15 protein-coding genes are annotated in these 14,167 nt (G+C 48.5%); 11 read left to right on the plus strand and 4 right to left on the minus strand.

The window, feature by feature from the left end:
* Positions 1 to 18 precede the first annotated feature (18 nt).
* Positions 19 to 1,395, minus strand: coding sequence for an RNA polymerase sigma factor RpoD (rpoD, locus tag RFF05_RS01130; protein ID WP_409968620.1), 1,377 nt, complete (start codon positions 1,393 to 1,395; stop codon positions 19 to 21).
* Between the two features lie 2 nt (positions 1,396 to 1,397).
* Positions 1,398 to 3,176 (minus strand): DNA primase, encoded by a 1,779-nt coding sequence (gene dnaG, locus RFF05_RS01135; protein ID WP_409968621.1) that lies wholly within the window; start codon positions 3,174 to 3,176, stop codon positions 1,398 to 1,400.
* A 216-nt stretch (positions 3,177 to 3,392) separates the two neighbouring features.
* On the opposite strand from dnaG, the gene RFF05_RS01140 reads away from it, so the two are divergent.
* On the plus strand, positions 3,393 to 3,929 hold the full coding sequence (locus RFF05_RS01140) for a 4'-phosphopantetheinyl transferase family protein (RefSeq protein ID WP_409968622.1): 537 nt from the start codon (positions 3,393 to 3,395) through the stop codon (positions 3,927 to 3,929).
* Between the two features lie 31 nt (positions 3,930 to 3,960).
* On the opposite strand, the gene RFF05_RS01145 is transcribed toward RFF05_RS01140, so the two are convergent.
* Positions 3,961 to 4,422 (minus strand): CBS domain-containing protein, encoded by a 462-nt coding sequence (locus RFF05_RS01145; protein WP_409968623.1) that lies wholly within the window; start codon positions 4,420 to 4,422, stop codon positions 3,961 to 3,963.
* A 171-nt stretch (positions 4,423 to 4,593) separates the two neighbouring features.
* Here RFF05_RS01145 and RFF05_RS01150 point away from each other — a divergent pair, with 171 nt between their 5' ends.
* The 10 genes from RFF05_RS01150 (at position 4,594) to RFF05_RS01195 (ending at position 13,009) form a co-directional block, all read left to right on the plus strand.
* A complete protein-coding gene (locus RFF05_RS01150; protein ID WP_409968624.1) occupies positions 4,594 to 5,256 on the plus strand; it encodes a Crp/Fnr family transcriptional regulator in 663 nt (220 codons plus the stop codon).
* Positions 5,257 to 5,365: 109 nt separating this feature from the next.
* Complete coding sequence (locus tag RFF05_RS01155; protein ID WP_409968625.1) at positions 5,366 to 6,208, plus strand: sulfide/dihydroorotate dehydrogenase-like FAD/NAD-binding protein; 843 nt, start codon at positions 5,366 to 5,368, stop codon at positions 6,206 to 6,208.
* A gap of 2 nt (positions 6,209 to 6,210) precedes the next feature.
* A complete protein-coding gene (gene gltA / locus RFF05_RS01160) occupies positions 6,211 to 7,593 on the plus strand; it encodes an NADPH-dependent glutamate synthase (RefSeq protein WP_409968626.1) in 1,383 nt (460 codons plus the stop codon).
* A gap of 130 nt (positions 7,594 to 7,723) precedes the next feature.
* Positions 7,724 to 8,380: a site-2 protease family protein gene (locus RFF05_RS01165; protein ID WP_409968627.1), complete on the plus strand. Its 657-nt coding sequence runs from the start codon at positions 7,724 to 7,726 to the stop codon at positions 8,378 to 8,380.
* Between the two features lie 9 nt (positions 8,381 to 8,389).
* Positions 8,390 to 9,184, plus strand: coding sequence for a segregation and condensation protein A (locus RFF05_RS01170; RefSeq protein ID WP_409968628.1), 795 nt, complete (start codon positions 8,390 to 8,392; stop codon positions 9,182 to 9,184).
* A complete protein-coding gene (gene scpB, locus RFF05_RS01175) occupies positions 9,171 to 9,734 on the plus strand; it encodes an SMC-Scp complex subunit ScpB (protein WP_409968629.1) in 564 nt (187 codons plus the stop codon). The genes RFF05_RS01170 and scpB overlap by 14 nt, the downstream gene beginning before the upstream one ends.
* Before the next feature lie 15 nt (positions 9,735 to 9,749).
* The gene (locus tag RFF05_RS01180; protein ID WP_409968630.1) at positions 9,750 to 10,373 is read left to right on the plus strand and encodes a hypothetical protein; all 624 of its coding nucleotides are present in this window, start codon (positions 9,750 to 9,752) and stop codon (positions 10,371 to 10,373) included.
* Positions 10,374 to 10,387: 14 nt separating this feature from the next.
* Entirely contained in the window at positions 10,388 to 10,783 is a 396-nt protein-coding gene (gene ytfJ / locus RFF05_RS01185) for a GerW family sporulation protein (RefSeq protein ID WP_409968631.1), read from the plus strand.
* A gap of 41 nt (positions 10,784 to 10,824) precedes the next feature.
* Positions 10,825 to 11,859: a D-alanyl-D-alanine carboxypeptidase family protein gene (locus tag RFF05_RS01190; protein ID WP_409968632.1), complete on the plus strand. Its 1,035-nt coding sequence runs from the start codon at positions 10,825 to 10,827 to the stop codon at positions 11,857 to 11,859.
* A gap of 442 nt (positions 11,860 to 12,301) precedes the next feature.
* Positions 12,302 to 13,009 (plus strand): pseudouridine synthase, encoded by a 708-nt coding sequence (locus RFF05_RS01195; protein WP_409968633.1) that lies wholly within the window; start codon positions 12,302 to 12,304, stop codon positions 13,007 to 13,009.
* A 42-nt stretch (positions 13,010 to 13,051) separates the two neighbouring features.
* Here the strand turns inward: RFF05_RS01195 and RFF05_RS01200 are convergent, their stop codons facing one another.
* Positions 13,052 to 14,164, minus strand: a complete 1,113-nt coding sequence (locus tag RFF05_RS01200) for a DHHW family protein (RefSeq protein ID WP_409968634.1) — start codon at positions 14,162 to 14,164, stop codon at positions 13,052 to 13,054.
* Positions 14,165 to 14,167: the final 3 nt, after the last annotated feature.

The raw sequence follows: 14,167 nt of genomic DNA on the forward strand, positions 1-14,167 counted from the left end.
GTTATGGGCATTATATACTTAATTCAAGAAATCTTTCAGTTTCTTAGAACGAGAGGGGTGGCGGAGTTTGCGTAGGGCTTTGGCTTCGATTTGGCGGATGCGTTCACGGGTGACGTTGAACTCTTTGCCCACTTCTTCCAAGGTGCGGGTGCGGCCGTCGGCAATGCCGAAGCGGAGTTTGAGCACCTTTTCTTCACGGGGGGTCAAGGTAGACAGCACATCCATCAGCTGTTCTTTCAGCAGGGTGAAAGAAGCGGCTTCAGCAGGTTCGCTGGCGCCTTCGTCGGGGATGAAGTCACCCAAGTGGGAGTCTTCTTCTTCGCCGATGGGGGTTTCCAAAGACACAGGTTCTTGGGCGATTTTCAAGATTTCACGCACCTTATCTTCAGGTACACCCATTTCTGCAGAAATTTCAGCAGGGGAGGGGTCGTGACCTAGCTCTTGCAGCAGTTGGCGAGAGACGCGGATGACCTTGTTGATGGTTTCCACCATGTGAACAGGGATGCGGATGGTACGGGCTTGGTCAGCGATGGCACGGGTAATGGCTTGGCGAATCCACCAAGTTGCATAGGTGGAGAATTTATAGCCCTTGGTGTAGTCAAACTTTTCAACGGCCTTAATCAGCCCCAAGTTGCCTTCTTGAATCAAGTCTAAAAACAGCATCCCACGGCCCACATAACGCTTGGCGATGGACACCACCAGACGGAGGTTGGCTTCTGCCAGCTTTTGGCGAGCCCGTTCCCCACGGCGCAAATCTTTTTTGATTTGGGCGGCTTCTTCTTGGGTGAGAACAATGGGTTCATCGGTTTCTCGTGCTGCTTCCACTGCTGCCAGACGCTCTGCGGCGGCGGTACCAGCGGCCATATCTTGTGCCAGCACCACTTCTTCATCAGAGGTCAGTAGGGACACTTTGCCGATTTCTTTCAAGTACATACGGACGGGATCGTCTACAGAGAAGTTGTTGACCAAAGTGTTGGGGTCAATGACTTCTTCTTCCTCTACCTCTGCCACTTCGCTGTCAGCAGGTTCATCATCGGGGAGGTCGGAGAGAAGGACTTCGTCGGTGCCCACATCAATGCTCAAAGCTTCTAAAGAATCATACAGATGATCCAGCTGTTCGCTTTCTAGATTCATTTCGTCAACACATTCCATCAGCTCGCTGGACTCTAGTTTGCCTTGCTTTTTGCCTTTAGAGAGGAGCAAACGCAGTTTTTCGCTGGCAGTAATCAAGGCGGCGGCAGGCAATGCAGCCACTTGTTTGTCGTCCAAACGGACAATGCCAGCCTTTTTGGCGGCTTCGATGGCCAGTGCGTCTTGTTTGGCTTTCTCTTCAGCGGCGGCGGCTTCTTTCAAAAAGGCATCGGCTTGTAAATCTAAATCTGTTTTCTTTGCCATAGTTAGGGTCCTTCTTTCTTGTTTTTATATTTCTCAGTCACAGCCAGCAAAGGATCAATTTCTTCTGTGGCGTTTCGTTTGCGCTGTTCTTCGTGGATAATGCGTATGTAATCGGCCATGGCGGTTTGTGCATTTTGCATGAGCTCTGGCCGTTGACATAGATTTGTGATGTGGCTCATTTCTTCGCTGGTGAATCGGGCAGATAAGGCGGTGAGGGTTAGGGTGAAACCTTGGCGATGGGCGCTGATAAACTGGTCTAACACCTGCCCTAAAAGGGCGGAAGAACAGTCTTTCCCTGTTAAGGGAAAATCCTTGTCAAGGAGTGTCTGGTCTAATAAAATCAGCCGTAGCACCCCTTCTTCAGCCAGCGCAGAGCGTAAATGCTCATAGCGAAGTGACCGCACAGGGGATTGGAGAGCAGTGGCAGGGTTTAAGTCGCGACGACGCTGTTCTCGTTGGTCTTTGCGATAACTTTGCTTGCGATAACGTTCCACTTCAAGGCGGAGTGCCTCAGGGGTTATCTTCGCCATCTCAGCCCCTCGGACGGTGTAAATCTCACGTTCTACAGGGCTGACGATGGTGGACAGCAACTGTGCCACGGCGGTGCTGTATTCCAAGCGACCTTGGTCGGTGCCAAGGTCAAACTGTGCCGCGGTTTGTGACAGGCGAAATTCCATGCCGTGTTCACTGCCAGAGAGTAAGCGTTCAAAAGCATCAGCGCCTTGAAATTTGATGAAATCATCAGGGTCTTGCTTTACCAGTTCTCCTGTGTCTAGTTTGCGCCTTGGCAAGTTGAGCACGCGGACGGTAAATTCAGAATTGCCCAGCATTTCAAGGGCACGGTCGGTGGCTTTTTGTCCTGCACTATCGTTATCGTAGCACAGAATCAACTCTTTGGTGTAGCGCGAGAGCATTTTCACCTGTTCTTGGGTCATGGCGGTGCCCATGGTGGCCACGGCATTGTCAAAGCCAGCGTGGTGAAGCATCACCACGTCCACGTTTCCTTCGCAGAGAATCATGTTGGTGCGCTTGGTGGTTTTAGCAAGGTTTAAGCCGTACATAGTGCGACGCTTGCTGTAGACCAAGGTTTCTGATGAGTTCATATACTTAGGCTCTCCATCGCCCAGCACACGACCACCAAAGGCCACCACATCACCACGGATATCAATGACAGGGAACATGAGGCGGTTGCGGAATTTGTCATAAAATCCACCTTTTTGATTTTTGACAATTAAACCAGCGTCTAGCAAATCTGCTTTGCTGTAACCTTTGGCCGTCATGGCCATCAAAAGGCTATCCCAGCGATCGGGAGCGGCACCCAAACCAAAACGCCTTGCAATGGTTGGGGAAATTTGTCGGCGGTTCATATAGTCCAGTGCAGTTTGTCCTTGGGGAGAATGGAGCGTTTGGTAGAAAAACCGTGCGGCTTCTTTGTTTAGCTCCAGCATACGACTGCGTTTGCGTGCGTTGTCGCGTTCAGCATTGGATGTGACAGGCATCTCCATGCCTGCGCGTTTGGCCAGAAAAGCCACCGCATCGGGGAAGGGGAGATTTTCAACATCCATAATGAAGTTGATGACGCCACCACCTTTTTTGCACCCAAAGCAGTGGTACATCTGCTTATCTTTGAGGACATGAAAGGAGGGGGTTTTTTCATTGTGAAAGGGACAACAGCCCCAATGACTGCCGCTTTTGGTGACCAAGGAGACGTAACTGCCTACAACATCCACAATGTCGTTGCGCGTTTCTAGCTCTTCTAGAAAGTCTCGAGAAAATGCCATGAACAGTCTCCTTTCGATGAGTTTTGCCAAAACAGAAGACTTCCATACGCTGAAAAATCAGGGATGTCAAGTCTTTCAATATACTTATACCCCATAAAAGTAAATTTTCCTTCTTTTTCACAAAAATTTTTTAAAAATTTAGAGAACATCACTATTTACAAAAGGAATCATCTTGCATATGATGATAAGATAACGTCAAAAAAGGGGGGTGCGACCATGGAGATACAATATAATATAGTAACATGGGAGCCGCAAACCCCGTGGCCGATTATGGCCCAGTTGCCTCAAAGTTGGCAAGCACATCTACAGCATCACAAACAGGAAGACAAACGTAAGCAAGCCGCCTTTGGGTATGAATTGCTTTTTAAGATGGTTGTAAAGTGGCTGGGGGTTGCCCCAGAATTGGCAGTGACACCAGCGGGAAAGCCGTATTTTCTAACAGGTGATGTCCATTTTAGCATCAGTCACACCCAAGGCGCCGCCATGGTGGCGCTGGCGCAGGAGCCAGTGGGGGTGGATATCGAGAAAATACGACCCATATCTGCCCATATGATGGAACGGGTGGCAAAGGCACAAAACCAAGAAGTTTTCTTTAAGACATGGGTCTCAAGAGAAGCCATGGGCAAATGTTTAGGCACTGGCATCACCATCACAGGTCAGGTAGATGGAGCAGGTATCGTGGCAACGTGTGTGAGAGCACCCCAAGGATATATGGCGGCAATCGCGCAAAAAAATAGGTCAGGTGTATCATGAATACATCTGACCTATTTTGAGTATGTAGGGATTAGATAATGGCCTGAACAGCGGTGGTTGTACGCAGAGGATGTGTTCCTACGCCATCGACTTTGGCAAAATAACGGATGATGTCTTTGCGGGTGATGATGCCAATGAAGCTACCCAAGTCATCGGTGACGGGGATGAAGTTTTGTTGCATGGCATTGGTGAGCAAATCATCCATAGAGACAGTGATGCCGACGCTGGGATAAGAATCAGGGTTTAGAATGTCGGTGATGTGGAGGGATTCCATATCACGCATGGAGCAAAGGTGGCTTTCATTGGAGTCAGAAAGCATACGCCAGAGAAAATCTCCTTCGCTGATGGTGCCTAAATATTTGCCTTCACGGGTGATGACGGGGATGGCCGTATAACCGTGGTGGCGCATTTTCTCCAAACCTTGGCGGAAGGTGAAGTCGTCGTATAAATAGGCGACGGTGTTTTTAGGGATGAGAAAGTAGGCGATGTTCATAGCGTCATCCTTTCATGCTTTAGAGTGTATATCTATTTTCTATATTGTACCAAATTTTTAAAAAAAATGGTGAATAAATCATGAACTATCTTGTAAAAACCTCTTTACAGCAGTGGTTTTTTTTGTTAAACTTGGAGTGTGATATATGCAACAAGAAAAGGGGGAGATCCTATGGTAAGTCAATCAGAATTTCGGCACAGTCCATTGTTTGCCGATGTTTCTTATGAGGAATATCAACGGATGTTGATTTGTTTTCAGGCCAAAACAAATAGCTTTCGCAGCGAGTCTATTATCTGCGATTTTAGCGAGGGTGGCTGTGAACAGGTGGGGATTATTGAGCGCGGTGAGGCCAGCTTGATTCGCATCGATGAGGATGGTCAAGAGACGGTTTTAGAGGAGTTGGGGGCTGGCGGTGTGTTTGGTCGCACGTTGGCCTTTGGTGCCACAGGACTTGACAGTGTGCAGGTGGTGTGTCGCAGCAATTGTGACGTGCTGTTCATCGATTACAGCCACATTTTGAAGCGCTGTGAAAATGCTTGTTTTCACCACAGTATGGTGGTGCAAAATATGCTGCAACTGATGGCAGACAAAGCCCAGCATCTGTCTCAGCGAGTGGATGTGTTGTCTCGGCGTTCCATCCGAGAAAAGTTACTATGTTATTTGCGCCATCTGGCAGTACAACAGGGAAGTGAAACAGTGCATTTACCATTTTCGCTGAGCACATTGGCAGATTACATTGCCACCGACCGCAGTGCCATGATGCGGGAATTGAAGCGGTTACGTAGTGAGAATTACATCCAATCTAGCGGTAGAGACATTAGAATTTGTCAATAATTTCACATAAAAATATTGACGAGCCACATTAAATGTGGTATGATGTATGTACTGTGTGAAAACTAGAAAACGTACAGGCGTAAGCGTTTGTGCAGAAAGAAGGAAGAGTATGTATCGTATCGTCAGACGAGAGGCCATTCGCCCTGCAGTGACCCTGCTGGAAATTGAAGCACCTCTCATTGCCAAAAAGGCAGAGCCCGGCCAATTCATTATCTTGCGTGTGGACGCTGATGGTGAACGTATCCCCCTGACCATCAACAACTACGACCGCGAAAAGGGGACTGTCACTATTATTTTCCAAGTTGTGGGAGCTACCACTGAAAAGCTCAACCACGTTATGGAAGGTGAATACATCCAAGATTTCGTAGGCCCTCTGGGCATTGCTACCCATACCGAAGGCCGCAAGAAGGTGGCTGTTGTGGGCGGTGGTGTTGGTTGCGCCATTGCATACCCTGTGGCTAAGAAATTCCATGATATGGGTGCAGAAGTCCACTCTGTCATCGGCTTTAAGTCTAAGGACTTTGTGATTTTGGAAGATGACTTTGCTGCTGCTTCTTCTGTTTTGAAGGTATGTACCGACGATGGTTCCTATGGTGAACCCGGTTTGGTTACTGCCGCTTTGAAGACCCTCATCGATGAAGGCAACGAATATGACGAAGTGTTCGCCATCGGCCCCATGATGATGATGAAATTTGTCTCCTTAACCACCAAGCCTTATGGCATTAAGACCGTTGTGTCCATGAGCCCCATCATGATTGATGGCACTGGCATGTGCGGTGGTTGCCGTATCAGCGTGGGTGGCGAGACTAAATTCGCTTGCGTAGACGGCCCTGACTTTGATGGCCACCAAGTGGACTGGGATTTGGCTGTGCAACGGAGCCAAATGTATCAAGATTACGAACGTCACGCATATGAAGATGCTTGCAACCTGTTTAAGAAGGAGGTTCAGTAACCATGGCTAATATGAGTTTGAAGAAAAACGAAATGCCCAACCAAGACCCTAACATCCGTAACGGCAATTTCGAAGAAGTGGCTCTGGGCTACACCGCTGAACAAGCCATCGACGAAGCACAACGCTGCATCAACTGTAAGCACAAGCCATGTATGAAGGGTTGCCCCGTTATGGTGCGTATCCCTGAATTTGTGGCAAAGGTTGCCGCTGGCGAATTTGAAGAAGCATACCAAATCATTGCCTCTACCAGCGCTTTGCCTGCTGTGTGTGGCCGTGTTTGCCCCCAAGAATCCCAATGTGAACAATACTGCGTCCGTGGTATTAAGGGCGATCCCGTGGGTATCGGCCGTCTGGAACGTTTCGTGGCTGACTATCACAATGCCAACGCCACTGAAGCTGCACAAAAGCCTGCACCCAACGGTCACAAGGTTGCCGTGGTTGGTTCTGGCCCTGCTGGCTTGACCTGCGCTGGCGACTTGGCTAAAAAAGGCTATGACGTCACCGTGTTTGAAGCTTTGCACTTGGCTGGCGGTGTGCTAGTGTATGGTATTCCTGAATTCCGTCTGCCCAAGTCCATCGTGCAAAAAGAAGTGGACGGCTTGAAGGCTTTGGGCGTGACCATTGCCACCAACACTGTGGTGGGTCGTACTATCACTGTGGACGAACTGAAAGAAGAATTTGGCTTTGAAGCTGTGTTCATCGGCTCTGGCGCAGGCCTGCCCATGTTCATGAACATCCCCGGCGAAAATGCCAAGGGTGTGTACTCTGCTAATGAATTCTTGACCCGCATCAACTTGATGAAGGCATACAAAAACGGTGCCAACACCCCCATCCAACACGCCAAAAAGGTTGCTGTTGTTGGCGGTGGTAACGTGGCCATGGACGCCGCTCGTTGCGCGAAGCGTTTGGGCGCTGAAGTGTACGTGGTGTACCGCCGTGGCATGGAAGAACTGCCTGCTCGTCACGAAGAAGTGGAACACGCAGAAGAAGAAGGCATTATCTTCAAGACCCTCAACAATCCTGTTGAAATCCTTACCGATGACAAAAACAATGTTGTGGGTATGCGTTGCATCCAAATGGAACTGGGCGAACCAGATGCGTCTGGCCGCCGTCGTCCCATGGAAGTGGTTGGCTCTGAATTTGACTTGGACGTGGATTGCGTCATCATGTCTCTTGGTACCAGCCCCAACCCCTTGATTAAGGCTACCACCGATGGCTTGGAAATCAACAAGCGTGGCGGTATCGTGGTCAACGAAGATGGTCTTTCTTCTCGTGAAGCTGTCTACGCTGGTGGCGATGCAGTGACTGGTGCTGCTACTGTTATTCTGGCAATGGGCGCTGGCAAAACTGCCGCTGCTGCCATTGACAAACAACTGAGCGAATAAGCTTACATACGTTTTTCAAAAAACCCCGATTGGTTTTACCAATCGGGGTTTTTTCGCCTCTTGTAATTGATGGTCAAATCTGCTATACTATTAACTGTATTATTATAACTATATAGAAATGGAAGTAATCATGCACTATTTTGAAAATCTTGTTCAATCTTTGGACTTTTCCTCCGTAGAAGCCACTGTGTTGCGGGTGGTGGCAGTGCTGTTGTGCCTGACCATTCACGAAACAGCCCATGGCTTTGCTGCTTTTTTCTTAGGTGATAATACAGCCTATTCTCAAAATCGTTTGTCGTTAAATCCCATTCACCATATCGATTGGTTTGGGCTATTGATGATGTTTACTGTGGGGTTTGGCTGGGCGAAGCCGGTGCCGGTGAATATGCGTCACTTTAAAAATCCAAAACGCGATATGGCCATTACCGCGTTGGCTGGGCCTATTTCTAACTTTCTGTTGGCGATTTTGATTATTGGTTGTGCCAAGTTGATTTTCTTGTTTGCGCCTTATAGCGATGGTTGGAACACAGCCTTTGAATGGTGCTTGTACACGGCTGCTCCGTTGTCGGTGGGGTTGGGGCTATTCAATTTGTTGCCCGTGCCACCATTGGATGGCTCCCGTGTGATGACGGCGCTTCTACCCAATCATTTGTATTACCAAATCATGCGCTATGAGCGCATTGGGATGTTGGTGATGTTTGCATTGGTGTTTTTGGGTTTTGGGAGTAGTTTTATTTCTCAAGGTATTTACTGGGTTTATGGCGGTATGTTGAGTTTGTTTTTTTGAGGTGAGCGGATGGAAACCAATCCTGTATACAAACTGGAAAAGGTGATGAAAGTCCCAAAAGAGGATCTTTTGCAAGACTTTGAAGGGCCGTTGGATGTTATTTTGTTCTTGCTGAGCAAGCATAAGGTAGACATTCAAGACATCTCCATTTCTCAAATATTGGAGCAGTATGTGGCATGGTTGGAACTGCGGCAAAGTCTTGATTTAGAGGTTGCCAGCGAGTTTATCACCATGGCCTCCCAGTTGATGTTCATCAAAACCCGTATGCTATTATCGTTAGAGGATGCTGAAGCACAAAGTGAAATGGATGCGCTGATTCAATCATTGGAGGAACGGCGTCGCGGAGAATCGTATGCCACGGTGAAGGCCATGGCGTTGACGCTAGAGCCTTTGGGGGTGTTTGGGCAAAATATTTTCGTTCGTTATCCAGAGCCAATCCAGCGGCAAAAAGTGATTACCTATAGTCATGATGCAGGTGAGTTGGTGCTGGCCATGGCGGAAATTCAAAACCGTGCCCAGAGGGCTTTGCCACCGCCACGAGAAGCCTTTGAGGAATTGGTGGGCAAGGAACCCTATCCGGTGGAGCATAAATCGCGGGAGATTTTGGAGAAATTGCGTAACGGAGGCTTGCGGTTTTTGCGGTTATTTCGTGGCAATCGGTCACGGTCTGAAGTGGTTGCCACTTTTTTGGCGGTGCTAGAACTGTGTCGTGGGCGGATGATTGCTTTTGCTGATGATGACGATATGGTAATGGTGCAACCAAATGCCGTGGAACAGGGGAGTGAATACCATGGAATGGAATGATATGCTATCAACCCTTGAGGCGGTTTTGTTTGCCGCTGGGGAGCCAGTGCCAGCAGAGCGATTGTGTTTGGCGTTGGATTTAGAATTTGACGACATGGAAAAATTGGTGCAGGGTTTGAAAGACCAATACGCCTATGAGCGCCGTGGGATGCGGATTGTGCAAATGGAAGACTGCTACCAAATGTGTTCGTCGCCAGATTATGCTGACCAAATTCGCAAGGCCTTTGAATTGCGAAAAACGGCAAAGCTGTCTCAGCCAGCCTTGGAGGCGCTGACCATTGTGGCTTATTACCAGCCTACCACCCGTGCTTACGTTGACCAAATTCGTGGCGTGGACAGTGGCTACACCATGGGGCTTTTGTTAGAGCGTGGGCTGATTGAAGAGTGTGGGCGATTGCAGGTGATAGGGCGGCCTCATATTTATCGTACCACCCATGCTTTTTTGCGTACCTTCCATTTAGCGTCGTTGGAAGAACTGCCGCCCATGCCAGAATTTGGCGTGGCATCGCAAATGCAAATTGAAGAATTGAGTGAAAATAGGGCAGACTAAAGGAGGTGGATGCGGATGATAGTTGTTTGGATTTTGGGCGTCATACTTTGCCTGCTCATTGCCATTGCTATGATACGTGTCACCGCTATAGCAGTCTATGACAAGGACTTTTCCTTGACAGTGAAAATTGGGTTTATCACCTTAAAACCCTTGGAAAAAAAGGAAAAACCTAAGAAAAAGAAAGAAAAGAAGCCATCTAAGAAAAAGAAAAAAGAGAGACCCAAGCCCACCTTTGATATGATAAAAAATGGGGTGACCACCTTGTTACCCACGGTGGTCAAAACCTTACAGCGATTGGGAAAAGGGGTGCGGTTTAAACCAGTGCAAGCCACTTGCACCATCGCTGGGGCAGATGACCCAGCCAGCGCCGCTATTTTATACGGCAAGGCCAATGCCCTGATTTGGGGTGTGATGCCACAGTTAGAATCAGTGGCAGATATGAAAAAAGTGGGGATTGGGCTCAATGTGGATTATCAAGCCAGCGCCCATGTGGTAACTTGTCATGTGGGAGTTTCCATCACCATTGGACGTGCATTTGCCATCGCCGCAGGGCTGTTGGTGCCAGCGCTTCAATGGTATCAAGGATATACGAAAAGCCATGTAACCGAGGAAGATTGTGGTGAAAAAGCCACTGCATGAAAGGAAGAGATAGAATGGAAAATCAAAAACCAAACACCAATTTAGGGGATTTGATGCGTGAATCTATGGACAAAGTCCGTGAAATGGTGGACACCAACACCATCGTTGGCACACCTATCACCACACCAGATGGGGTGACCTTGATTCCCATCTCTAAGGTCAGCTTCGGCTTTGGGAGCGGTGGCGGTGACTATGGCAAGGTAGATGCCAAAAGCTTTGGCGGTGGTGGCGGCGCTGGGGTGAAAATTGACCCAGTGGCCTTTTTGGTGGTCAAAGACGGCATCACCCGTGTGCTACCTGTGGCTGTGCCTGCATCGACCACCCTTGACCGTGTCATTGAAATGGTGCCCGACTTAATGGAAAAGGTGGAAAAATATTTAGACAAAAAAGACGAAACTTCTGAGGCTTAATGGGGTATACTGACCTTGCATATTTGGGGAGGTCAGTATAGATGAAAGCATTGAAACGAAGTTTTGTTCTAGGGTTTGCCCTTGTTTTTGTGTTAAGTGTTTTTCCTTGTCAGTCCTTTGCTGTCAGCACTTCTGCTTCGGCATCAGTGCTGATGGACGTGGATAGTGGTCGGGTGCTCTATAGTTATAACGCCGACAAACAAATGGGCATTGCCTCTACCACGAAAATTCTCACCGCCTTGGTGGCCATCCAATATGGCACTTTGAGCGATGTAGTGACAGTCAGTCAAGAAGCGGCCTACACCGAAGGCTCGTCCATGTATTTAAAGGTGGGGGAGCAACTGCGGCTTGAAACGCTGGTCTATGGGTTGTTGTTGTCCTCGGGCAACGATGCGGCAGTGGCCATTGCCCAGCACGTAGGCGGTAGCGTGGAAGCGTTTGCCGTGTTGATGAATCAAATGGCGCAGGAAATCGGCATGACCAATTCCTCTTTTGCCAATCCCAATGGCCTTGACCAAGAGGGACATTACTCCACTGCTTATGATATGGCGCTGTTGGGTGCCGCCGCGGTCAATAACCCCACACTGTTGCGGATTGCCTCCACCACATCCATCACCATTGAAGGCCACACCTTGAGCAATCATAACCGATTACTCAGTGAGCTAGATGGTTGTGTTGGCTTGAAAACGGGGTATACCCAAGCCTGTGGGCGGACGCTGGTGACCTGTGTGAATCAAAATGGGCAACGGTTGGTGGCGGTGACTTTGAACGACGGCAACGACTGGGAAGACCATAAAAATCTGTACGCTTACGGTTTTGAAACCTATCCAGCCCAAACGCTGGTGACTATGGGGCAGACGGTGGCGCAGACCATGTTGGGCGCCAGTCAAACCGTGCCGCTGGTAGCCAGTTCTGCCTTTTCCTATCCTGCGAAAGCAGGGGAGACGGTGGAGATGACCGTGTATTTGGATGAAGCAGTGGCGCTAGAAGTGGGTGTGATTGTGGGGCGAGCAGTGTTTACAATCGATGGGGTAGAAGTTGGCCAAATACCTGTAAGATTGGGAAAAAGCGGATAATAGAGAAAGAATAGGTGGGCTTTGAAGAAGAAAGCAATCAAACTGTATAACATGATTTTTCCCATTTGGCTTTTGGTTGCCATACCAGTTACATGGTTGATTGTCATTCCTGCAAACATTGCCATCGATTCATTGGTTTATTCAGGATGAAAACGTCATAAGTTGGATTTATAAGAACTTTATCAATGCCATTGCGTACAACCCATTTGAGAGTATCCTTGCCCTGATTTGGGTGCTGGGATGCATGGCGGTGTCGTCGCTGATTATTTATCGATGCAACTTGCTTTACACGTTTAAGGGCTTTAGAAAAGATTTTGATGTAGACCCTGCATTTGTACGGAAATTATCATTGAATCTGGCGATTTTTACCACACCTGTGCTGTTTTTACTACCCACGATGTGGTTTTATTAAAAAGAAATAACGATAGAAAGGTTCTTAAAATTGGAACAAAGATTACAAAAAATACTCTCTGGCGCTGGGATTTGTTCTCGGCGGATGGCTGAGACTTATATCACAGACGGTCGTGTGACCGTCAATGGCGTGCTGGCTGAACTAGGACAACGCGCTGACGATGAAACCGATGAAATCGCCGTGGATGGCACGCCCATTGGCGGCAAAGCCGCCCCTATTTATGGGATGTTGAACAAGCCCCGTGGCTATGTGACCACGTTAAGTGATGAGCAAGGGCGACGTACCATTGCGGATTTGTTGAGCGAGGTGGGCAGTCGGGTGTACCCTGTAGGGCGACTGGATATGGATTCAGAAGGTTTGTTACTGTTCACCAACGATGGGGAATTTATGCAAAGTATGCTCCATCCTAAGTTTGAGGTGGACAAAGTGTATCATGTGTGGGTAGAAGATTTGGCGCCCAATGCCGTGGCACAAGCGGTGGAACGACTGTCAGCCATGACGGATCTAGAGGGCGAAGAAATTGTGCCAGCGCAAGTGTTTAAGATTCAACCCAATGTGTTGCAAATCACCATTCACCAAGGGAAAAACCGTCAAATTCGGCGGATGTGTACCGCTTGCGATTTGAAGGTGATGCGTTTGCGTCGCGTGGCAGAGCATCATGTGCAACTGGGGACGTTGCGGTCTGGTACATGGCGATATTTGACCCAAGCAGAAGTAGATAGCTTGAAAAATGATTAAAAAAACGTGTTGCCTTTCTCTTGGAAGGGCAACACGTTTTTCTTATTGATAGAGCAAGGCTAAATTCACATCGGTGATAAAATTGGGGATGCTGTAGCAGATCACAATTTGGTCGATATCATTGGCCGTAGCGTATTGTGCCACGCTGGCACGGTAGTAGCGCAAGTCTAGCAAGTGGACTTCGCCAAAACTTTGAGATAACAAGGGTGCCAAGGCATCGGAGTAAGAATCTCGCACCAATAGGAGTTTTCTCCCCTCAGGTAAATTCTCATTTTTGATGACACAAAGAGGTTGATTGCCACCGAGATAGGTGGAATACTTGTCTTTTTGGGTCAAGTAATTGGTGTCGTAGAGAACGCCTTCCATTTCTGTGCCAGTGCGCCAAGAGGTGATGATTAAACCATCGTCAGTCACCCAAGACTCCATGGAATCGGGGGTGAACCAGTGGACGCCAGAGTTAGAATACAAGGTACCATTGAAGTCATCAGAGAGGGTGGTGATGGTGAAATCGGACTGCTGGAGCGGTGTCATATTCATGGATTCCAAAATGGCTTGATAGCCATAGTAAGCGCCCAAAGTTGTCCAGTGATGGTCGGTGCGGTAGAAAATATCTTGATCGGCATTGCTAGAGAGGGCGGTGTAAATATCCGCCATGGAGAATTCTTCTGCTTGGGCAATGAGGTCGGTTTGGGCATAATTTTCAGTCCCAGTGGGCAGGAAATCTTTCCAAATTTCTGCCGCCGATGGAATCAGCGCCAGAGAGACAGGGATGTCTGTTTTACCTGTTAAAGCAGCAACGGCGGCTAAGTTTTTGTCCACCAATGTTTGGTCTGGTTGGGGCACTTTGGCAATTAAAGTTTCGTCGTCGCAGACAAATACGTCTCCAAGTTCTGTCTTGCCCATCAGCAATTCCAGTCGTGCGTGCAAGCCTGTCCAGCTATCACGGAAGGGGAATTGGTCGGTGAAATAGGCATCCACGCCCTCCATGAAACTGCCATCTTTCACGGCAGTCCAAGAAAGGGAAGGCCATTGTGCGAGAGTGCGGTTTTCCACGTCGGAGCGGTTTTGGTCAGGCATGGCAACTGAGAGGGCTGTGGTGCCCATGAGGCATACACAAAACAGGGCGGATAGCCCTCGTGCATAGGATTTTGTCATGGC

The sequence above is a fragment of the Bengtsoniella intestinalis genome (assembly GCF_039719005.1).
Lineage (GTDB): Bacteria > Bacillota > Clostridia > Oscillospirales > Oscillospiraceae > Oscillibacter > Oscillibacter intestinalis.

Excerpts from the sequence above, each read along its gene's own strand:
- ytfJ (WP_409968631.1), top strand. The coding sequence starts at position 10,388 with ATGGAAAATCAAAAACCAAACACCAATTTAGGGGATTTGATGCGTGAA.
- gltA (WP_409968626.1), top strand. The coding sequence starts at position 6,211 with ATGGCTAATATGAGTTTGAAGAAAAACGAAATGCCCAACCAAGACCCT.
- dnaG (WP_409968621.1), bottom strand. The coding sequence starts at position 3,176 with ATGGCATTTTCTCGAGACTTTCTAGAAGAGCTAGAAACGCGCAACGAC.
- scpB (WP_409968629.1), top strand. The coding sequence starts at position 9,171 with ATGGAATGGAATGATATGCTATCAACCCTTGAGGCGGTTTTGTTTGCC.
- RFF05_RS01170 (WP_409968628.1), top strand. The coding sequence starts at position 8,390 with ATGGAAACCAATCCTGTATACAAACTGGAAAAGGTGATGAAAGTCCCA.
- rpoD (WP_409968620.1), bottom strand. The coding sequence starts at position 1,395 with ATGGCAAAGAAAACAGATTTAGATTTACAAGCCGATGCCTTTTTGAAA.
- RFF05_RS01150 (WP_409968624.1), top strand. The coding sequence starts at position 4,594 with ATGGTAAGTCAATCAGAATTTCGGCACAGTCCATTGTTTGCCGATGTT.
- RFF05_RS01180 (WP_409968630.1), top strand. The coding sequence starts at position 9,750 with ATGATAGTTGTTTGGATTTTGGGCGTCATACTTTGCCTGCTCATTGCC.
- RFF05_RS01190 (WP_409968632.1), top strand. The coding sequence starts at position 10,825 with ATGAAAGCATTGAAACGAAGTTTTGTTCTAGGGTTTGCCCTTGTTTTT.
- RFF05_RS01155 (WP_409968625.1), top strand. The coding sequence starts at position 5,366 with ATGTATCGTATCGTCAGACGAGAGGCCATTCGCCCTGCAGTGACCCTG.
- RFF05_RS01145 (WP_409968623.1), bottom strand. The coding sequence starts at position 4,422 with ATGAACATCGCCTACTTTCTCATCCCTAAAAACACCGTCGCCTATTTA.
- RFF05_RS01140 (WP_409968622.1), top strand. The coding sequence starts at position 3,393 with ATGGAGATACAATATAATATAGTAACATGGGAGCCGCAAACCCCGTGG.
- RFF05_RS01200 (WP_409968634.1), bottom strand. The coding sequence starts at position 14,164 with ATGACAAAATCCTATGCACGAGGGCTATCCGCCCTGTTTTGTGTATGC.
- RFF05_RS01165 (WP_409968627.1), top strand. The coding sequence starts at position 7,724 with ATGCACTATTTTGAAAATCTTGTTCAATCTTTGGACTTTTCCTCCGTA.